Below are 21,136 nucleotides of genomic sequence, written 5' to 3'. Positions count from 1 at the left end.
TAAATTTGACAAGATTTGCTTTGTACTCAATAATTACGAACATCATTACAAAGGATGCTAATATTTTGGAGCTGATAAACATATCAACAATTAGCGCAGGCTATTCATTTCGCGGAAAAATTCCTGAACTTAAAAACTCAGGCGTTTATTGTGTTCAAATGAAAGACATTAATGAAACATATAATGTAAACTGGAGCACAGTAATAGAGACTATATTACCTAGCCGCCAATCTCAGATATCACTTCAGTTTGGGGATATTTTATTCGCAGCACGTGGCCAGCGTAATTACGCCGCATTAATAAATGCTGAGCTAAAAGAGCGTCTTGCGATTGCAGCACCTCAATTCTTTGTAATTCGTTTAAATGTTCCTGATGTTCTTCCAGAATATATAGCTTGGTTTTTAAATCAAACTATCGCACAGCGCTATTTTCTCAGTAATGCTGAGGGTAGTACAACGCCAAGTATTCGTAAACAGGTATTAGAAGCCACTCCAATTATTTTACCTACATTGAAGCAACAAAAAACTATTATGGAATTAGCTACAACCATTAGCAAAGAAAAACAGTTAGCACACAAAATAATCGCTAATGGTGAGTTACTTATGCAAACACTGCTTAATGAAATCAGCCAAACCCAATTGAATCAAGAGGAAGTTACATCATGCTAAATAGCAATGCGTTAAACACTACAGCCATCAATGCCGATCCTGTTAATCAAGACGCTATCAACAAAGCGCTGATGGCAGCGTGTGATACATTTCGGGGAACAATTAGTGCTGATACCTATAAAGATTTTATTCTTACCATGCTCTTTCTGAAATATATATCAGATGTCTGGCAAGATCATTTTGACGAATATCAAAAACAATATGGTGATGAGCCGGAATTAATTCATGAAATGATGAAAAATGAGCGTTTTGTGATTCCTGAAATTATTCTTAAAAATGAAGATGGCTCTGTTAGAGATCAATTTCAAGCAACATTTAAAAACCTTTGGGAACGACGTCATGAGCCCGGCAATGGTGAACGAATTGACCTGTGCTTACATGCTATAGAAGAAGCAAATGGTACCAAACTACGCGATAACGCTAAAAGTGTTTTCCAAGATATCAGTTTTAATACCGATAAACTCGGTGAAGAGAAGCAGAAAAACACTATATTAAGACATTTACTAGAGGATTTTGCTAAACCTGAACTTAACTTAAGACCTTCTCGTGTTGCAGGACTAGATATTATTGGCAATGCTTACGAATATCTTATCAAACACTTTGCAGCAAGTGGTGGGCAAAAAGCCGGGGAATTCTATACTCCTCCCGAAGTATCCAGCTTGATGGCAACATTACTCGATCCTCAACCCGGTGACAGTATATGTGATCCTGCTTGTGGGTCTGGCTCTTTATTGATGAAATGTGGTCGACTGATTAGAGAAAACCATCATCAAAAAAATTATGCGCTCTTTGGACAAGAAGCGATTGGGTCGACATGGTCGCTCGCCAAGATGAATATGTTTTTGCATGGTGAGGATAATCATAAGATTGAATGGGGCGATACCATTAGAAATCCAAAGCTATTGGATAGTAAAGGGCATTTGATGTTGTTTGACATCGTCACAGCGAATCCACCCTTCTCACTCGACAAATGGGGGCATGAAGAGGCTGAAAATGATCATTTTGGCCGCTTTCGCCGGGGTATACCACCTAAGACCAAAGGCGATTATGCCTTTATTTTACATATGATCGAAACACTTAAGCCTAAAACTGGACGCATGGGTGTAGTTGTGCCCCATGGCGTTCTATTCAGAGGCTCAAGCGAAGGGAAAATCAGACAAAAATTGATTGAAGAAAATTTACTTGATACTGTGATTGGTCTACCTGAAAAACTCTTTTATGGTACCGGTATACCTGCGGCTATTCTTATTTTTAAAAAGCAAAAAACAGATGATAAAGTACTTTTTATTAATGCTTCTAAAGAATTTAAGTCAGGCAAAAATCAAAATCAATTGTCTCAAACCAATATTGATAAAATCATTCAGACCTACAAAAAACGTCAATCTATTGATAAATATGCTTATCTAGCGAACCCGGATGAAATCAAAGAGAACGATTACAATCTGAATATTCCTCGCTATGTCGATACCTTTGAAGAGGATGAAGAAATTGACTTGATGGCGGTTAGAGCTGAACGCTTACTCCTTAAAAAAGAACTGGCTGAGCTTGAGCTTCAAATGGAAACTTATTTGAAGGAGCTTGGTTATGGTTCCTAAAGAATGGATAAATGTCTCCCTAGGTGACGTCATAACATATAAGAAAGGTTTTGCTTTTGATTCATCAAATTTTCAGTCTCATGGTGTACAAATAATTCGGATATCGGATACAACAAGCAACTCAATATCTTTGAAAAACCCTATTTATGTTAGCAAAGAAGTTGCTGCTAAACTAACCGCTTTCATTGTTCATGAGGGTGATATTGTCTTATCTACCGTGGGTTCTCGCCCACATCTCGTAGACTCAATGGTTGGAAAAGCTGTTCGAATTCCTAAAGAAACTGAAGGAAGTCTACTGAATCAGAATTTAGTGAAGCTAATTCCCAAAAAATCAGTAATAATTAATGACTATTTATATTTAATGGTTAAAAAAAGCCGTTTCATATACTTCATTTCTACACTGATTCGTGGGAATGCAAACCAGGTTTCTATTACTTTAAAAGAACTTTTTAAGTACAAATTTCCACTTCCACCGCTTATCGAACAAAAAAAAATCACCCAAATCCTATCAACATGGGATAAAGCCATCACCACCACCGAAAAATTATTAGTCAACAGCGAACAACAGAAAAAAGCCTTAGTACAGCAGTTGTTGACTGGAGAAAAACGATTCTCGGAGTTCAATGGTATCTGGCAAAAAAATAAGCTTAAAGATATTGTGAATGTTTATTATGGTAAATCACCTAAAGACATATTAGAGCTATCAGGCAAATTTCCAATTATTGGTACTAGCGGCATAACTGGATATACCAATAAATATATTGCTAAAGGGGCGTCAGTAATTATTGGAAGAAAAGGAACTATTAATAAACCCCAGTTAATTAATGGGCCATTTTGGGCAATTGATACAACTTTCTATTGTCTTGCAAAAATTAACATAAATATCTGTTGGTTTTTTTATTATCTAAACATAATTAATTTACTTAACTACAATGAGGCATCAGGAGTACCAAGTCTTTCAAGAGAAACAATTTATGAGATTATAATAAAAACCCCTTCAATCGAAGAACAAAATAAAATAGCTAATGTTTTATCCTTATCAGATCAACAAATCAAATTCTTACAAAAAAAACTAGACTATTTGAAACAAGAGAAAAAAGCATTAATGCAGCAACTTTTAACAGGGAAAAAACGGGTTAAAGTAGCGGAGATAAATAATGCTTAACTTACTTTCCTTTGAAGAAGCTATTATTGATTCACAAAACTATTCTAAACGGCATTTAATTCTAGGAAATGGTTTCAGTATAGGCTGTTTCCCTGATATTTTTCATTATTACTCTTTATATAATAAAGCGGACTTTTCTAACACACCAGAATTAAAACAGGCTTTTGAAGCTTTTAATACACAAGATTTCGAAATCATTCTTAAAGCACTCACTAATGGCATTAACCTATTACCTATTTATGTACCAAATCATCAAGCATTCATAAAAAAAATAGAAGCACATATTGCTTGTTTAAAGGAAGTGTTAATTCAGACTATTTCAGAAAATCACCCGAAGATTCCATCTGACATTTCAGAAACGAAATATCTGCACTGTAAGAAATTTATTAATTATTTCCTTGGAGAAGGAACCTCTGGACAAGTTTATACACTTAATTATGACTTGCTTCTTTATTGGGTTCTAATGCACTCCAGTGATTTTATTGATGAAGCAGCAAACAAAATAAACAAAAATGATGGTTTTGGAAATGTTGAAGATGAATTTGATACTTCATATGTCATTTGGCAAGGTCACTCTAACTCAGGACAGCAACGCGTTCACTATCTGCATGGTGCACTTCATTTATTCGATGCAGGATATGAGTTAAGAAAATACACCTGGCTCAGAAGTGGTGTTCGGCTTATTGATCAAATCCGTGAATCACTTGAAAACAATGAATTTCCATTGTTTGTTACAGAAGGTACCAGCCAAGAAAAAATGGCTAAAATTGAACATCATGCATATCTTTATCATAGCTATAAGAGCTTGATCGCAAACTGCAAGCAAAAAGAGCCTTGTGTTTTTATTTATGGACACTCCCTTGCTGAAAATGATAATCACATTTTAAAGAAGATAGGTAAAGGTAAATTCCCTAAATTGTACATAGGATTATACGGAGACCCATCCAATCAAGGAAACAAGTACATTATTCAACAGGCCAATAAACTAGCTGCTTTAAGGGATAAAAAATATCCCTTAAATTTAGCATTTTATGACTCATTATCCGCTAATGTATGGGGAGCATGATGATTTTCAATCAAAAGACCGCTTTCTTTGCTATCCAAAAGAGACTTCTATCATGACATGGACAGTTGAACTAATTTTAAACGAACTCATCGAACTCGATGAGCATCAACGTATTGAAGCTAAACGCTCCAGTGAAATTGGACCTTCGGTGATGCAAACTATTTGTGCTTTTGCAAACGAACCCGGTTTAGGAGGCGGCTGGCTGCTTCTTGGTGTTGATGAACCAAACGATGAACATAACACACATTGGGTTAGTGGCGTTGATAATATCGACAAGTTATTAGGCGAGCTGCAAAATAATTGCCGTACACAGTTTGAACAACCCATCCGTATTGAATGTAAGCACGAAAAATTTGATGGTAAATCAGTCATTGGTGTTTTTGTACATGAACTTGAACCTAATGCAAAACCATGCCGTTTTATTGGAAAACCTGATAAACATAACAAGCGTAAAACAGGCGTTTGGCGACGTGGGGCAAATGGTGATTATGAATGCACTGAAAAAGAGCTGGAGCCTATTTTGATGGCAAAGGCTGGCATCAGCTATGAACAAATTATTTTACCGGATACCACTCTCGATGATTTGGATGAAAATGCTATCGCCCTGTACCGTAAACTACGTGCAAAGGTTCGTCCTAATGCCGAAGAGTTACAAGCTGATGATTTAGGGTTACTCCGTGCGCTGCGTGTAGTTAAAAAACATGGTGGCGAGTATGCCCCCAATATTGCCGGGTTACTTTTATTTGGCAAAACACTTTCTTTGCGCGGATTACTACCCGCTGTGCGTGTAGATTATGTTCGCGTTGCTGGCACTGAATGGGTAGAAGATCCAGAACAACGCTTTCAGTACTCTCTTGATCTGCGAGAGCCATTATTAACTCTTATCCCTAAACTTGAAAATGTGATTTTAGATGACATGCCCCGCTATTTTCGTTTAGAGGAAGGACAGTTACAACGTTCTGATCAGCCGTTCTTACCTCAAAAAGTGATTCGCGAAGCGATTGTGAACGCAGTGATGCATCGAGATTACCATATACACCAACCAACAATGGTTGTGCGCTACAGCAATCGTCTTGAGATCCGAAATGCGGGTTATTCTTTGAAGTCTTTAGACGAATATGATGACACAGGCTCTGAGTTGAGAAACCCTATCCTTTCTCATGTTTTATATGACTTAGATTTTGCAGAAACGAAAGGAACCGGATTTCGCACAATGCAGCGTTTGCTAAACGATGCGGGTTTAACTAAGCCTATATTGTTATCGAGTAGACAAAGCAACTACTTTAAAGCAACCTTTTTACTCCATCAACTCATGAATGAAGAACAATTGCTTTGGTTAAAGCAGTTTAGAGACTTGAATTTAAGTTCCGATGAAGCCAAAGCGTTGGTCTTAATTAGAGAGGTGGGTGCCATAGACAATGGGGCTCTGCGGGCAATTACAGACTTAGATACGCTGTCAGCAAGTAAAGTACTTGGTCGCCTTTGGCAACAATACCATTTGATTGAAAAAGGTGGAAGTGGACGTAATACTTATTATAAACCGACCCATTTGTTAATGAGCTATCATCCTTCTGAGCATCAAAATAGAGATGAGCTCAATAGAAATGATAGTAACCTCATGGCAAATAGTAATGACCTCAATCGAAATGGTAGTGACCTCGATGGAAATAGTAGTCACTTACCTAATGCTTTGCGAGAGGAAATTGAACGATTGACTCCAAAGTCTCGTCAGATAAAGCCCATCATTTTGAAACTATGCCTACATTACTCGTATTCAGCGGATCAAATGGCGACTATTCTTAATAGAAACGCGAGTGCTTTAAAAACGAAACAACTGGTACCTATGTGTGAAGAAGGTTTGATAACGTATACCCATCCAGAGGTACGAAATCATCCAAATCAAGCTTACGCTATCACCGAGAGAGGAAAGCAGTGGTTAAAAAATAAGGGGCAACTATGACCCAATTACCTCGGTTTCAAGAAGAGTACAGCGCAAAAATACCTGCGCTTGTTGTTCTTAACAATTTAGGTTGGACTTTTCTATCTCCAGAACAAGCGCTAACTTTACGTGGGAATAAACCCAGTGAAGTAGTCTTAAAAGGTGCGCTATATGATGTATTACGAAAACGCCGTTTTATATATGCAGGAAACGAGTACCCGCTTTCTGATAAATCGATTGATGGGATTGTCGCAGAAATTAGCACACCCGCATTAAATGAGGGATTAACCAAGGCAAACGAACGGATATATAACCACATCTTATATGGCATTACTGTCACTGAATTTGTTGGTGGTAAAAAAATAAATCCGACTATTCCGCTGATTGATTGGCATGATATCCAAAATAATAGTTTTTTATTTACAGAGGAATATTCTATTTTGGGTGCTGGAGGTGTACAAACCCGATGTCCAGATATTGTTTGCTTCGTTAATGGCTTACCACTCGCGGTCATTGAAGCGAAACGTCCTGATGGAAAGAAAGGCCCAACCATTGAAGAAGGGATATCACAACATCTACGTAACCAGCGTTTAAGCGAAATCCCTCAGTTATTCGCCTATAGCCAACTTTTATTATCCATTAATGGCGTTGATGGCTTATATGGAACACAGGGCACAGATGCAAAATTTTGGGCGACTTGGCGAGATGAAGATATAGACGAGAATCAATTTAATCAAATTAAAAACTTAGCCCTTACCACGCAACAATTAGACAGCTTTTTTAACCATCGGCGAACAACAGATAGAGTTTGGTTTGAAAAACTCATTTCGCAAGGACAATTAGCAGTAACAGGACAAGATAAACTGCTCATCAGTTTATTATCACCCCAACGATTACTCGATATGACTCGTTATTTCATGTTGTTTGACAAGAGAGCAGGAAAAATCGTTGCACGTTATCAACAGTTTTTTGGTATTCAGCGATTGATTGAACGGATTAATACACCTAACCTGGAGGGTGGGCGAGAAGGTGGGGTGATATGGCATACGACTGGCTCTGGTAAATCGCTAACGATGGTCTTTTTATCGCGCGCACTCATTTTGCATGACAGTTTGAAACAATGTCGCATCGTGGTAGTCACTGATCGCGTCGATCTGGAAAGACAACTATCTAATACCTTTCATTCTGGTGGTGAGTTTTCTGGAAAAACAGAGTTTTCAAATGCAAAAGCCACATCCGGCAGGCGGCTGGCGGAGCAAATCAGCAAAGGCACTGAACGTGTTATTTTTTCTCTCATTCAAAAATTTAATACCGCAGCCAAACTGCCACAATGCAAGAATTTAAGTCGTGATATTGTCGTTTTAGTAGACGAAGGCCACCGCTCACAAGGTGGGGAAAATTATATTCGCATGAAACAAGCTTTGCCTAATGCTGCTTTCATTGCCTTTACAGGTACGCCCTTGCTTAAAGAAGATAAAACCACAAATAAGTTTGGGTCTATCATCCATGCTTATACTATGCAGCGTGCTGTAGAGGATAAAATGGTGACACCGCTTTTGTACGAAGAAAGACGTCCTGAACTCATGGTCAATGACCGGGCAATTGATTCTTGGTTTGAACGAATAACTGAGGAACTTTCTGATGAACAACGGGTAGATTTAAAGAAGAAATATGCCAAAAAAGGCGAAATCTACCGCTCTGAAAATCGAATTGAGCTTGTTGCTCTAGATATAGCTCATCATTTTGTAAAAAATATTGATGAGGGTTTAAAAGGACAAATTGCTTGCGACAGTAAACTGTCCGCTATTCGTTACAAAAAATATTTAGATGAAGTTGGGTTATTTGACTCGGCTGTTGTGATGTCACCTCCTGATACCAGAGAAGGAAATACTGAAGTCGATGAGTCTAAAATTCCAGAAGTAACAAAATGGTGGAAAGATAATGTTGGTAATCAAGATGAACGTGAATACACTCGACAGGTTATAGAGCATTTTGCCAATGATAAAGATTTAAAAATAATTATTGTTGTTGATAAGCTGCTTACTGGTTTTGATGAACCGCGAAATACGGTGCTCTATATTGATAAGCAGCTAAAAGAGCATAATTTAATTCAGGCTATAGCTCGTGTTAACCGATTACATGAAAAGAAAAAATTTGGATTATTGATTGATTATAGAGGAATCCTTAAAGAGCTTGATACCACCATTGCCAAATATCAGGATTTAGCATCCAGAACACAGCAAGGTTATGACATTACTGATCTTGATGGCCTGTATCATCAAATGTCTAGTGAATATAAACGCCTTCCCCTGCTCTATGATGCATTATGGAAAATCTTCAAAGAAGTTAAAAACAAAGGCGATTTTGAACAACTAAGGCAAGTACTTATCCCCAAAATACAAGAAGTTGATGGCGATCTCGTCGATACAAATCTGAAAGTTAGAGAGGATTTTTACGATGCACTGAGTGAATTTGCGAATTGCCTCAAAGTTGCCTTACAGTCTGATAGCTTTTTTGATGATAAAAGTATTACTGATGCCCAACGTACCCACTATAAAGAGACATTAAAACAATTCACCAGCCTGCGCCAAATTGCAAAACTCGATGCAGGTGAAATCATTATATATGACAAATATGCCGATCTTGTAAAAAAACTCATGGATAAACATGTTGTTGGTGTGCAAATTAAAGAGCCAGAAGGTGTATATGAAGTTGGCAAAATGGGAAGTCAAGAGCGACCTGAAGAATGGAATGAAGAAAAAACAAGAAACGAAACAGATATCATAAAAACACGCATCGCTAAAATGATAGAACAGGATTTAAGAGATGATCCCTATGCGCAAGAAACATTTTCAGAACTTTTAAAAATAGCCATAAAAGAGGCAGACGAACTATTTGAACATCCATTAAAACAATATTTACTATTTCAAGAATTTGAACATGATGTGCTGAACAGAAAACTAAAGGAAATTCCAGCAGATTTTTCTGATAATCACCATGCACAAGCTTATTATGGAGTATTCAAGCTTCAACTTCCTGTTTCTTTTGCAACTCTCACAGAAGAAGAACAAAAAAAATGGATTGATCTTGCCTTTACTGTGGATGAACTAATTAATGTTTCAATTGCGGAACATTCCTTGAATCAACAAAATACAGAAGCAGACATTCGAAAAAAATTATTACCTATTTTTTTCAAAGCGTGTAAAGATTTAGGTTTTGGAATGGAACATGCAAAAAACATTATTGAACAAATTATTCAAATTGTTCGTGTGGGTCTAATTTCAATATGATTAAGGATAATTAATGTCTGCAGACACATCCTATATTACATTCGGGATAGATAAAATTCCTTTCGAGCTTCGACCCAAAAAGCAAGAAGGCCATCGCATCACAATTAAAGTCAAACCTGATTGTCAGGTTATTGTTTTTGCACCTTTATCCGCAACCCATGACGAAATTATTGTGGCTGTTAATAAACGCGCAAAATGGGTGTATAACAAATTACGTGTATTCAAATCTCAACAAGATTATATTACCCATCGACAATATATAAGCGGTGAAAACCATTACTATTTGGGGAAGAAATATGTACTTAAGGTGATCGATGCACCCAAAGTTAAGCCTCAAGTTAAGTTATTGCGTGGCCAACTGCAGATAATTGGATCCAGGTCGATTAAACATAGACAACAATTATTAACAGATTGGTATAGACAAAAAGCTTCTGAGCTTTTTAACCAAAGATTGGAGCTACTTTTACCTATAGTACCTTGGGTAAAAGAACGACCAGTCATTCATTTAAGAGTGATGAAAACTCGATGGGGTAGTTGTTCTGTCAATGGCAAGATAACGATTAACACCCATCTGATTAAGGCATCATTAACATGCATTGATTACGTAATTATTCACGAACTATGCCACATCGCAGAACATAATCATAGCGACAAATTCTATCGACTGATTAGCAAAGTTATCCCCTACTGGGAAAAAACAAAAGCATTTCTTGATCAAAAAGCGTCATTATACCTTTCTGACTAATGCGCTGTGAGTGCCGCAGTGGTGCCGATTGAGAAAACAAATAAAAAATATTGTTATAAATCAATTAGTTATGGTGGAGGCGGCGGGAATCGAACCCGCGTCCGCAAATCCTCTGCCTTTAGTTCTACATGCTTAGCCTTGTCGATTGGTTTTAACTGTGGCTCCTCCGACAGGCAGGATTAGACACAGCGATTCTCTGAATTTCGCAAGCTCGCTCGAGACGGGCGGGATTGCTAGCTTATCTCTTATGACCGTTGATTCGATACCGATAAGCGGGCTCGGTCGAACGGGGTGCTGGTTTTTGGCAGCACACGGTAGGTTACACTATCAAAGCTTACGCAGCGATAGCTTCACCAGCAAAGTTTTCATCGTTTGCATTTATATTTACTGAGTCTTATTTACGAGAGATCTCCTTCTCGGCATGCACCTCCGGTTTCGCAACCCGCGTCGAAGCCAGGTCGCCCCCTTGTTTTTATTATATCATAAGTATTTGAGTTTTGATCTCGTGGTGAAAATTTTATGTTTGCTATTTTGCCCTCTTCCGCCCTGCGGGCACCTTCTCCCGATTCGGGAGAAGGGATTTTTCTTAGCTTTTTATCCCATTATGCCTTAGGAGGGCGTCTACTTTAGCGGGGCGGCCGCGGAAGGCGATGAAGGCTTCTGCCGCTTTTTTGGAGCCGCCTACTTCCAGGATGCATTGCAGGAAATCACGGCCCGTTTGCGGGTTGAAAACGCCCTCTTCTTCAAAGCGCGAGTAGGCGTCACTGGAGAGTACTTCTGCCCACTTATAACTATAATAGCCCGCGGCATACCCCCCCGCAAAAATATGGGAAAAGCTATGCTGGAATCGGTTGTAGGGTGTGGAAGGGGTTACAGCGGTGATGCTGCGAACCTCTTTTAAAGTGTTTGCTATAAAATCAGCTTCCTCGTTGAAATGCTGATGGATTCTAAAATCAAACAGTGAGAACTCCAATTGGCGCATCATAGCCATTGCCGATTGGAAGTTTTTTGCGGAGAGTAATTTTTTATACCAGTCTTCAGACAGCTTTTCGCCGCTCTCAACATGGCTGCTTAACTCATCAAGGGCTGCTTTCTCCCAGCACCAGTTTTCAAAAATCTGGCTGGGCAACTCAACGGCATCCCATTCGACGCCGTGGATCCCAGAAGCGCTCAGGTAATCAACCTGCGTCAGCAGATGATGCAGGCAATGGCCGCATTCATGGAATAAAGTAGACACTTCTTCATGCGACAGGGTGCCTGGCTTGTCGCCAGCCGGTTTAGCGAAATTACAGGTCAGTGTGGCTATAGGCAATTGCACTTCACCATTCGGCAGGCGTCTTCGGGTTTGTAAGGAATCCATCCAGGCGCCGCCACGTTTATTTTGTCTGGCATAAAGATCAACATACATGAATCCCCGTGATGCATTATGTTCATCAATTAACTGGTAGCAAATGACATCAGGGTGCCAGGTTTCCGCATCTTTTACTTCTTGCAGGCGAATGCCATACAAGCGCCCAATAATATTAAAAAGCCCGCTCATTACCTGGTTTTGCGGGAAAAAAGGACGTAAATCCTCCTGGGAAAAATTATAATCGCGCAGACTTAATTTCTCTGATAAGTAAGGGATATCCCAGGGTGAAATCGGGTCGATGTTCCATTCCTCGCGCGCATATTTCTGCAGATTCCGAAACTCATTTTTGGCCTGATCAAAGGCCCGTTCGCTTAAATCAAGCAGGAAATCGGTGACCTGCGTGGTTGAATCGACCATTTTGGTCGCTATTGATAATTCGGCATAATTTTTAAAACCTAATAACTGTGCCTCGCGATGACGCAATGCCAGGATCTCCTGCATGATCGCAGAATTATCAAATTTACCCGCAGTCGGCCCTTGATCGGAAGCGCGTGTTACGAAAGCATGATAAAAAGTCTCCCGCAACTCCCTGTCATCGGCATAGGTAATCACGGCCAGATAGCAAGGGAACTCCAGATTCAGTACCCAGCCCGGCAATTGTTTTTCCTCGGCCAGTTCTTTAGCAGCTAACAGGGCATGCTCCGGCAGACCTTTAAGCTTGGTTTCATCGGTAACATGCATGGTAAAAGCCTGGCCGGCATCCAGCACATTATTCTCAAACTGATTGGATAGCTCAGAGAGCCTGGCCTGAATCTGTTCGAATTCCTGTTTATCTTCAGGGGATAAAGCCACGCCCGATAATTCAAAACCTTGCAGCATATCCTCATGCATTTTTTTCTGCACGGCATTCATATGGCTGGTATCTAAGCAACGCACTGCCTCGTATAAGGCCTGGTTTTGTCCTATTGCGGATTGATAGGCAGACAGTTTTGGCAAACAATCCTTGTAACAAGCGCGTAATTCCGGTGAATTGACCACTGCATGCAGATGGGAAAGCGGAGACCAGAAACGTTCCAGTTCATCCTCCATATCCTCTAGCGGATCAATTAAATTCTCCCAGGTAAATGCAGTTTCCTGTTGCAGCAAAGCGTTAATACGCTCTAAATTATTTTGCAGCATATCTCCCAAATCATTCGCAAAACTCTCTGGATCAATCGATTTGAAAGACGGTAATTGAATGTTAGCCATTACAAGATCTCTTGGGATAAAAAGAAGAGCATAGCACTTTCAGGAAAAATGCTCCAATGCTTAGCTCATGGGCTGAGGAAGGAGGGTCTCGTCAAATTCAAAATCGATTTCTTTATCTTCTTTTCTATCATTGGAACTAAAAAACAAATAGGGCGAAGAGGCAATACCCGGCTTTTCTGCTTTGGGTGATTGAGGTAATTGCAGCTGATCCCGCGGTCTTTGTTCCTCAAAATAGCGTGTTGCCAGAAAGCCGGCCACAGTGGCGCTTAAAAAGAGAATAGCGCCAATGACGGGAATTAACGGATTAGCCATAAAGAGAGGAAGCATCAGGATAAATCCGAGGCAAACGCCAGTAGTCGTCGCCACCGTCGTCAGAACGCGGTAGGTTTCCATCCGGATGCGGTGATCCAGTATTTTCTGATGTCGGAGTAAGGCTTCGTATTCATCCCGACGCGAGTCATCATCTTTAATGTCTTCCGCCATCTCAGCATATTGAGCCTTTAGTTGATTAAAACGATAAATCTCGATACCTGCCCTGACGCTTGCCCAAATAATATCATAGACAAAGCAGGCTAAGCTGAAATAAACGGCAATCGGGGCTAAGGGCCCTACAAAGACAAAACAATTTAATATTCCCGCCGCAAACCAGACGACATCATTGCCAATTTCAAAATAACGACGCTGTAATTGCGCAAGAAAGCGGAACCAGAAGCCGAGATTTTTTTCCTGCTCAGTCATCCAGGGACCCGGGACAGAATGCTTGATCAGGATAAATAGATTGGAAAACAAGCGGGGCCCGAAGAAAATCCACCCAAGATAAGCCAGAGCCGGATTCAGTATTTTATCCGCTGTTGCAATAACTTGGCCATATCGCTCCACACGATTTAATAAGGGTACCAGTGCGTTCAGCAGGCGCTTGCCTCGAATGAAAATCAGGCGATAGGGATTAATCCAGGCGGTATCATTACGCATTTTTTGCGTAATCGTATCGGCTTCTAGCTTGAGCTCACCCTCGGGCTCGAAAAGATAGCCTCTTTTTTCCAGGTAATGACGGTAGACAGTCTTCTCTTTTCTGAGGCGCAGCACTTCTCGCGGTACATTAATATAATAGCGGTATACATACTCCAGCAGCTCGGCATATAAGAGCGCCACGGCAAGCAGTTCGGTTAATTCCGGCGAATCGGGACGCAGCACGAATTCCCGCGCCAAATGCGTACAAAGAATGCTGTAATCAAGGGTCCATTTCAGGTGATCTTGAACAAAAGGCTCAAAAAAAGCCTGCGGTTTCTCAGCCAGCAAGTTCGCCGCTTGCCAGACCTCTTTGCCTTCGTGTGTAATTGACGGTTCCAGTTGTACAACCTGCCGCAATTGCCGCATCACAGCATGCTTTCCTATCGTTAAAAACCAAGGCCAGTATGATCTCAAATTTTACACAAAAAGTAAAATAAATATAGAAAAAGAGCAGCGACGAACAAGATTTGTACAATACTAATAAAACAATCTCGGCAACCTTGCTGATTAAAAGCTTCTGAGCGACAATAGGCAACCTGAAAATAGGGGAAGTAACACATGCACTCATTAAGTGATTTGGCCAATGCTATTCGAATTTTGAGTATTGATGCTGTAGAACAGGCTCAGTCTGGGCATCCTGGAATGCCGCTGGGAATGGCTGATATCGCCACAGTCCTATGGCAAAAATTCTTGAAACACAATCCAAAGAATCCACACTGGTATGATCGTGACCGATTTGTATTATCCAATGGCCATGGTTCTATGCTGCTGTACTCGCTATTACACTTAAGCGGCTATAACCTACCCCTTGAAGAACTCAAAAACTTTCGTCAGCTGCACTCCAAAACCCCCGGCCATCCAGAGTTTGCTGAAACACCCGGGGTTGAAACGACCACGGGACCGCTGGGTCAGGGACTCGCCAACGCAGTCGGCATGGCCATTGCTGAAAAACTGATGGCCAATCAGTTTAACCGCCCAGGGCTTGAGCTGGTCAATCATTTTACCTATGCCTTTGTAGGTGATGGCTGCTTGATGGAGGGGATATCCCATGAAGCGTCCTCCCTTGCGGGGACTTTGGAATTAGGCAAGCTGATTGTATTTTACGACGACAATGGCATTTCCATTGACGGCAAGGTGGATAACTGGTTTCGCGATGACACAGCCGAGCGTTTCAAAGCCTACCACTGGCAGGTGATTGGCCCTGTTGACGGCCACAATCCCGTTGACATTGAAAAGGCGCTTAAACAGGCACGTGCCGAGACCACCAAACCCACTTTAATTATCTGCAAGACGACGATCGGCTTTGCTTCTCCTTTAGCCGGCAGCGAGAAATCACATGGCGCACCGCTTGGCGCGTCAGGCGTTGAACAAGTTCGCAAGACTTTAAACTGGCCCTATCCTCCCTTTGAAATTCCTAATCAGATTTATGCAGAGTGGAACCATGTTGAACAGGGTCAATATGATGAAAAGCAATGGCTTTCCTCCTGTCACCAATATCAAAAGCAGTACAAACAGGACTATGAGGAATTTTTAAGACGCATCAATGGTGACCTGCCTGATACATGGCCTGCTGATGTACAGGAATTTATCCAGCATTGCATGGAGCAGAATAAGGCAATGGCCTCCCGTAAAAGCTCCCAGTACTGCATTGAACATTTTGCCAAACAATTACCCGAGATGCTCGGCGGTTCGGCTGACTTAACCGGTTCAAATAATACTGACTGGTCAGGCAGCAAGGCCATTACGGCAGAGGATTTCTCAGGAAACTATTTATTCTACGGCGTGCGTGAGTTTGCCATGGCAGCAATCATGAATGGGATTGCCCTGCATGGCGGATTTATTCCCTATGGCGGCACTTTCCTGGTGTTTACTGACTACGCCCGTAATGCTATCCGTTTAAGCGCCATTATGAATCAGCGGGTTATTTATGTCTTAACGCATGATTCCATTGGCCTCGGCGAAGACGGCCCTACCCATCAGCCGGTTGAACATGCAGCCATGCTGCGTCTGACCCCCGGCATGCAGGTATGGCGCCCTGCGGATCTGGTAGAGACAGCGGTAGCCTGGGCACAGGCACTGCAGCATCAGTCAGGCCCATCCGCCCTTTTGCTCTCCCGCCAGAATTTACCCGCATTGCCCCACTCAGAAAATGCATTTGAATTAATCAGTAAAGGCGCATACATTCTGCAGGACAGTTCAAAAGAACCTGAAATTATTCTATTGGCGACTGGTTCGGAAGTTCAGCTAGCTCTAGCTGCAGCGGAAAAAGCCCGGGCGAACGGCAAGCAGGTTCGTGTGGTCTCTATGCCCTGCTGTGAACGTTTTTTACAGCAAGATCAGGCTTATCAGGAACAGGTATTGCCTAATCGAGTGCGCAAGCGCATTGCCATTGAAGCAGCCGCCAGCGGTTACTGGTATCGATTCACTGGTCTTGACGGCGCTGTCATCGGCCTGGAGCGTTTTGGGGTTTCAGCACCGGCCTCTAAAGCCTATGAATATTTGGGGCTGACAGTAGATAACATTATTAAAGTAATTGACACATTGTAATAATGGCTCTTAGATTGAGTCAGTATAATTCGGAGAAGTTTTATGACTATACGAGTCGCAATTAATGGCTATGGCCGTATCGGACGCTGCGTTTTGCGTGCTTTTTTTGAGAATGGCTGCCAGAACGAGCTGCAAATTGTTGCAATTAATGATGTTTCCGGTATTGAAACAACCGCTCATCTGACTCGCTATGACTCAACGCACGGGCGTTTTGCGAGCACAGTCATTGTTGATGGCGATCATTTGGTTGTGGACGGCCAGCGCATTAAAGTATTTGCCCAGCGCGACCCAGCCCTTTTACCCTGGGGTGAACTTGATATCGATATCGTACTTGAATGTACTGGCGCATTTACTTCCAGGGAAAAAGCGATGCAGCACATTGCTTCCGGCGCTAAAAAGGTGCTTATCTCAGCCCCCGGAAAAGACGCCGATGCAACTATTGTATATGGTGTAAATCATCAAAGCTTGCGTGCAACGGATGTTATTGTCTCTAATGCATCATGCACGACTAACTGCCTGGCTCCAGTAGTCAAACCCCTGCACCAGCATATTGGCATTACCCAGGGACTGGTTAACACAGTGCATGCCTATACTAAAGACCAGATGTTATTGGATGGCAGCCATAGCGATTTAAGACGCGCCCGTTCAGCCACTCAGTCGATTATCCCCACCAAAACGGGTGCGGCCTCTGCTGTGGGACTGGTACTGCCTGAACTGGCCGGCAAACTCGATGGCTTCGCCATGCGCGTTCCCACGTTAAATGTTTCAGTCGTTGATCTGACTTTTATTTCTGCCAGAGAAACTTCAGTCAGCGAAGTCAATGATATTATGCGCCGTGCAAAAAATGATATATTGCATATCAATGAGGAACCCCTGGTTTCCTGCGACTTCAATCACCACCCTGCCTCTGCTATCTTTGACGTTTCCCAGACCAAAGTCATGGGTAATCTGGTGAAAGTGGTTGCCTGGTATGACAATGAGTGGGGTTTTTCTAACCGTATGCTCGACACTGCCAAGTGTATGATGAATCGTTAAGGGGTCGAAGAAAACATGAATGTTTTAAAAATGAGCGACCTGGATCTCAGGAATAAACGCGTTCTAATCCGTGAGGATCTCAACGTACCAATCAAGGATGGTATTATTACCAGCGATCAGCGCTTACAAGCTGCCCTTCCGACTATAAAACAGGCATTGGATGCGGGAGCGGCAGTAATTGTCCTCTCACATCTGGGCCGTCCGGAAGAAGGACGCTTTGAAAAACGTTTTTCTCTTGAACCGGTAGCCGATTATTTTGCCAGCTATCTCAATTATCCTGTCCGTTTTGTCAGCGATTACCTGGATGGAATAAATACAAACCCGGGAGAGTTAGTCATTTGTGAAAATGTTCGCTTTAATATGGGTGAAAAGAAAAACGACCGGTTTTTATCCCAGAAACTTGCTGCATTATGCGATATTTTCATTATGGATGCGTTTGGAACCGCCCATCGTGCCCAAGCCTCTACGGTAGGTGTTGCTGCTTTTGCACCAATTGCAGCAGCAGGACCATTGCTGGTGCGCGAACTGGAAGCTTTACAACAGGTTTTGAAAGCGCCTAAACGACCGATAGTGGCAATTGTAGGCGGCGCTAAAGTGTCGACCAAGCTCACCCTGCTAAAGCAAATGGTGACCAAGGTTGATTACCTGATTGCTGGCGGCGGTATTGCCAATACTTTTTTAAAAGCACAAGGCTATGAAATTGGCGTTTCCCTGTGTGAAGATGAACTGCTGGGAGAGGCGCGGGAAATTCTGCAGCTGGCTGCTGAAAAAGGCTGTAAAATGCCCTTGGCAACAGATGCAGTTGTTGGCAAAAGCTTTAATGAAAACTGCCCCGCTTTCAATAAAACCCTCCATCATATTGCCAGTGACGATATGATTATGGATATTGGCCCGGAAACTGTCCGCAATTATCTGGATATTATTGATAAAGCGCAAACCATTATCTGGAATGGTCCAGTCGGCGTTTTTGAGTTCCCACAATTTTCCTATGGTACGCGCGCAATAGCGATTGCCATCGCTGACAGCGATGCTTTTTCGATTGCCGGCGGCGGCGATACACTGGCAGCTATTGACCTTTACGATTTGAATCAGCAAATCTCCTACATCTCTACCGGTGGCGGAGCATTTCTTGAATGCCTGGAAGGAAAAACCCTCCCGGCAGTGGCTATTTTAGAAGAACGGGCCAACGAGCTTCAGAAAGCAGACTAAATCGCCAAACTGTGCAGGATCAGCTATGCCCCAAAGACGATGGCTGTCTTTCGGGCATAGCAAAGCTTCCAGCGCGAAACCAGAAGGAAGTCACCGCAATGGCGGAAATAATTTCCCTTATTTGCCGTTGACGGCAAGAAAAATTGCTATACTCTGCCCCTTTTAATTTGAGAAGAATTTGACCATGAATGCATTAGAAAACGCGGTAAAGCAGGCTTTGGCTTTATCTGGGAGCAGCCAAGAAGCGAATAAGGCTTATCTTGAATTTATTAAGGCCAATTTTATTATTCCTATTGATAAAAAGTCCTCAGAAGATAACCCGGAAGTGCTTTACCTAATTGAAAATGGACAGTGTTTCCTACCTGTCTTTTCAGATATGAGCTATTTCCATCCATGGGCACAGGACATTAAGGATGAAATTCAAATTCTTCGTTTATCTGGGGTCGATTTACTTAAAGGAGTTGGCGATCAGGTTACGGTGTGCCTGAATATCGGCAGTACGATTTATAAGGAATTTAATCCATCGGAGCTGGAAAGAATGCGAAGTATGGTGTTAAAGCTGTTTAAGTAGACGCTACAGCCTCTTGTTTTGTGAGCAAGAGGCCGTTTATTTTTTAACTATCATCAGGCCACCAGATCCAGAACTTGATAACCGACTACAGCAGTAGCTGCCAAAGCCCCGGTGATTTTCAAAAAGCTTGTAAAAAACGCTGTCTGAAATGGATGGTGATACCATTGATCATTGGCTGCTGCCTGCGGTGCCTTTTCTTCTTCCGTATTTTCAGCTAAAGAAAATAATGGTTCCTCACCATAGAATCCTGCCCACCAGCCTTCCATCCATTGATTATGTTCTTCAGTACCCTCAACATAGGGATTTTCTTCCTCAGAGAGTTCCGCTACTGCACATTCGTAACCGAAAACATAACACTCTTCAAGACTCGGATGATCAATGTTCAAACGTAATCGTAAATAAGGTGTAAGAGCGGTTGTGTCTTTCATGTCAATACCCCTTTCGCGTGCTAAAATTGTTTCATTATCACTTAAGCATTTATCGCACCAGTTTGTAGGAGCAATTTCTTAAGCTTATGGTTCCATTCTACGCTCATGAAATTCAACGTGCTCTGCGAAGAACACAATTTACAAAATCTTGACAATTATTCTTGCTTAGCAAAATTTGCCGTTGGATACGGCAAGGCTGGGCTTCGTTTGTACGCTGGGCTGTAAACCCCAGATTTGATATTAGCTATTGAATCCCCGCGGCACCGACCGCGGGGCCCCTGCCTGTTGAAGTAGCATGCTCCTCAGACAAGTTCCAATCTTGCCAAAAAATAAGATTGAAGAGGTCGTCATAAACAAGTGTGCTTAACATTAAATTGGCTTCGTGCGGGCTGCGGTCGCAGCCTATAGGTATCTACACATCTCCACTAGCCCTGCGGCTTGTCCGCAGGGGTCCAGTGTTTTTCTATGAGTCGTCTGGATCCCTCGGACAAAACCGAGGGTAGTAGAAGCTAAGAACAGACTGTGTTTTCAAAGAGGTGTAGATACCTATGAGTTGATAACGCTGGGCTTTACAGCCCAACCTACGGGGCTAATCGGCGGCAGATCCATTGGCCGGCTTCTTGCCGGAAATGCAGGCGATCATGGAGGCGGTTATCCCGTCCTTGCCAGAATTCGAATTCATCAGGAAGTACTAAATAACCTCCCCAGTTGGAGGGACGGATAATCGGCTTTTGGCTGTGTTTTGCAAGAAGTTCATTAAACGACTCTTCCAGCTGGGAGCGCTTGCTAATGGCTTTGCTTTGCGGAGAAACGATGGCGCTGACCTGACTGGCAAGCGGTCGACTGCTAAAATAATCATCGGATTGCTCAGGAGAGTTGCGCTGGACCCGACCGCGGATACGGACCTGGCGAACCAACTGCGGCCAGAAAAAGTTTAGCGCCGCGTAAGGCAGGTGAATTAACTGCATTGCTTTGGCGCTGTCATAATTGGTATAAAACAAAAACGCATTATCCTCGATTCCCTTGAGTAAAACCACACGTGAATCAGGCAAGCCCTTTTCATCAGTAGTGGATAAAACCATGGCCGTTGGATCGTGGATTTCTACGCTCATCACCTCATTAAACCATCGCCGAAACAAATCAAAGGGATCTCGTTCCAGGTGCTCGTCCAAAGTGAGATTGCCATATTCCCGGCGGATGTCTGCAAACTTGTCTGAATTCATTTTTAATTATTCTTGCGCAGTTTCAGGGAATTATATACTTTTTAC

At 42.1% G+C, this 21,136-nt stretch carries 15 protein-coding genes and 1 other RNA gene; 11 read left to right on the top strand and 5 right to left on the bottom strand.

Annotated elements, in window-relative coordinates; all coding sequences use genetic code 11:
- The first annotated feature begins 5 nt into the window (after positions 1–5).
- Genes DYH42_RS01210 through DYH42_RS01180 form a run of 7 tightly spaced genes read left to right on the top strand, consistent with a single transcriptional unit; the run spans position 6 to position 10,468 of the window.
- Complete coding sequence (locus tag DYH42_RS01210) at positions 6–668, top strand: restriction endonuclease subunit S (protein ID WP_162263087.1); 663 nt, start codon at positions 6–8, stop codon at positions 666–668.
- A complete protein-coding gene (locus DYH42_RS01205; RefSeq protein WP_058523029.1) occupies positions 662–2,263 on the top strand; it encodes a type I restriction-modification system subunit M in 1,602 nt (533 codons plus the stop codon). The genes DYH42_RS01210 and DYH42_RS01205 overlap by 7 nt, the downstream gene beginning before the upstream one ends.
- On the top strand, positions 2,253–3,428 hold the full coding sequence (locus DYH42_RS01200; protein WP_058523030.1) for a restriction endonuclease subunit S: 1,176 nt from the start codon (positions 2,253–2,255) through the stop codon (positions 3,426–3,428). Before DYH42_RS01205 ends, DYH42_RS01200 begins: the two co-directional genes overlap by 11 nt.
- Positions 3,421–4,494 (top strand): DUF4917 family protein, encoded by a 1,074-nt coding sequence (locus tag DYH42_RS01195; protein ID WP_058523031.1) that lies wholly within the window; start codon positions 3,421–3,423, stop codon positions 4,492–4,494. The genes DYH42_RS01200 and DYH42_RS01195 overlap by 8 nt, the downstream gene beginning before the upstream one ends.
- Positions 4,495–4,546: 52 nt before the next feature.
- Positions 4,547–6,454: an RNA-binding domain-containing protein gene (locus DYH42_RS01190; protein ID WP_058523093.1), complete on the top strand. Its 1,908-nt coding sequence runs from the start codon at positions 4,547–4,549 to the stop codon at positions 6,452–6,454.
- On the top strand, positions 6,451–9,723 hold the full coding sequence (locus DYH42_RS01185; RefSeq protein ID WP_058523032.1) for a type I restriction endonuclease subunit R: 3,273 nt from the start codon (positions 6,451–6,453) through the stop codon (positions 9,721–9,723). Before DYH42_RS01190 ends, DYH42_RS01185 begins: the two co-directional genes overlap by 4 nt.
- A 13-nt stretch (positions 9,724–9,736) precedes the next feature.
- The gene (locus DYH42_RS01180; RefSeq protein ID WP_058523033.1) at positions 9,737–10,468 is read left to right on the top strand and encodes a M48 family metallopeptidase; all 732 of its coding nucleotides are present in this window, start codon (positions 9,737–9,739) and stop codon (positions 10,466–10,468) included.
- A gap of 71 nt (positions 10,469–10,539) precedes the next feature.
- Here the strand turns inward: DYH42_RS01180 and ssrA are convergent.
- The 3 genes from ssrA to DYH42_RS01165 form a co-directional block, all read right to left on the bottom strand.
- Positions 10,540–10,934, bottom strand: a transfer-messenger RNA (tmRNA) gene (ssrA, locus tag DYH42_RS01175).
- Between the two features lie 120 nt (positions 10,935–11,054).
- The gene (locus DYH42_RS01170; RefSeq protein WP_058523034.1) at positions 11,055–13,067 is read right to left on the bottom strand and encodes a M3 family metallopeptidase; all 2,013 of its coding nucleotides are present in this window, start codon (positions 13,065–13,067) and stop codon (positions 11,055–11,057) included.
- A gap of 60 nt (positions 13,068–13,127) precedes the next feature.
- Positions 13,128–14,447, bottom strand: coding sequence for a hypothetical protein (locus tag DYH42_RS01165; protein WP_131793028.1), 1,320 nt, complete (start codon positions 14,445–14,447; stop codon positions 13,128–13,130).
- A gap of 189 nt (positions 14,448–14,636) precedes the next feature.
- On the opposite strand from DYH42_RS01165, the gene tkt reads away from it, so the two are divergent.
- The 4 genes from tkt to DYH42_RS01145 all read left to right on the top strand — a co-directional run bounded on the left by tkt (position 14,637) and on the right by DYH42_RS01145 (position 19,440).
- Entirely contained in the window at positions 14,637–16,625 is a 1,989-nt protein-coding gene (tkt, locus tag DYH42_RS01160; RefSeq protein WP_058523036.1) for a transketolase, read from the top strand.
- Between the two features lie 42 nt (positions 16,626–16,667).
- Positions 16,668–17,660, top strand: a complete 993-nt coding sequence (gap, locus tag DYH42_RS01155) for a type I glyceraldehyde-3-phosphate dehydrogenase (RefSeq protein ID WP_058523037.1) — start codon at positions 16,668–16,670, stop codon at positions 17,658–17,660.
- A gap of 15 nt (positions 17,661–17,675) precedes the next feature.
- Entirely contained in the window at positions 17,676–18,869 is a 1,194-nt protein-coding gene (locus DYH42_RS01150; RefSeq protein WP_058523038.1) for a phosphoglycerate kinase, read from the top strand.
- Between the two features lie 184 nt (positions 18,870–19,053).
- Positions 19,054–19,440: an SseB family protein gene (locus tag DYH42_RS01145; protein WP_058523039.1), complete on the top strand. Its 387-nt coding sequence runs from the start codon at positions 19,054–19,056 to the stop codon at positions 19,438–19,440.
- Between the two features lie 53 nt (positions 19,441–19,493).
- Here DYH42_RS01145 and DYH42_RS01140 read toward each other — a convergent pair whose 3' ends face one another.
- Complete coding sequence (locus tag DYH42_RS01140) at positions 19,494–19,868, bottom strand: hypothetical protein (protein WP_058523040.1); 375 nt, start codon at positions 19,866–19,868, stop codon at positions 19,494–19,496.
- Positions 19,869–20,449: 581 nt separating this feature from the next.
- A complete protein-coding gene (gene pdxH, locus DYH42_RS01135; protein ID WP_058523041.1) occupies positions 20,450–21,091 on the bottom strand; it encodes a pyridoxamine 5'-phosphate oxidase in 642 nt (213 codons plus the stop codon).
- Between the last annotated feature and the right edge of the window lie 45 nt (positions 21,092–21,136).

It is taken from the genome of Legionella birminghamensis (genome assembly GCF_900452515.1).
GTDB lineage: Bacteria > Pseudomonadota > Gammaproteobacteria > Legionellales > Legionellaceae > Legionella_C > Legionella_C birminghamensis.
This window is presented reverse-complemented; position numbering and strand designations above follow the sequence as displayed.

Coding starts and splice junctions, on each gene's coding strand:
- DYH42_RS01145 (WP_058523039.1), top strand. CDS start 19,054: ATGAATGCATTAGAAAACGCGGTAAAGCAGGCTTTGGCTTTATCTGGG.
- DYH42_RS01195 (WP_058523031.1), top strand. CDS start 3,421: ATGCTTAACTTACTTTCCTTTGAAGAAGCTATTATTGATTCACAAAAC.
- gap (WP_058523037.1), top strand. CDS start 16,668: ATGACTATACGAGTCGCAATTAATGGCTATGGCCGTATCGGACGCTGC.
- DYH42_RS01150 (WP_058523038.1), top strand. CDS start 17,676: ATGAATGTTTTAAAAATGAGCGACCTGGATCTCAGGAATAAACGCGTT.
- DYH42_RS01200 (WP_058523030.1), top strand. CDS start 2,253: ATGGTTCCTAAAGAATGGATAAATGTCTCCCTAGGTGACGTCATAACA.
- DYH42_RS01205 (WP_058523029.1), top strand. CDS start 662: ATGCTAAATAGCAATGCGTTAAACACTACAGCCATCAATGCCGATCCT.
- DYH42_RS01170 (WP_058523034.1), bottom strand. CDS start 13,067: ATGGCTAACATTCAATTACCGTCTTTCAAATCGATTGATCCAGAGAGT.
- DYH42_RS01185 (WP_058523032.1), top strand. CDS start 6,451: ATGACCCAATTACCTCGGTTTCAAGAAGAGTACAGCGCAAAAATACCT.
- DYH42_RS01180 (WP_058523033.1), top strand. CDS start 9,737: ATGTCTGCAGACACATCCTATATTACATTCGGGATAGATAAAATTCCT.
- DYH42_RS01190 (WP_058523093.1), top strand. CDS start 4,547: ATGACATGGACAGTTGAACTAATTTTAAACGAACTCATCGAACTCGAT.
- tkt (WP_058523036.1), top strand. CDS start 14,637: ATGCACTCATTAAGTGATTTGGCCAATGCTATTCGAATTTTGAGTATT.
- DYH42_RS01140 (WP_058523040.1), bottom strand. CDS start 19,868: ATGAAAGACACAACCGCTCTTACACCTTATTTACGATTACGTTTGAAC.
- pdxH (WP_058523041.1), bottom strand. CDS start 21,091: ATGAATTCAGACAAGTTTGCAGACATCCGCCGGGAATATGGCAATCTC.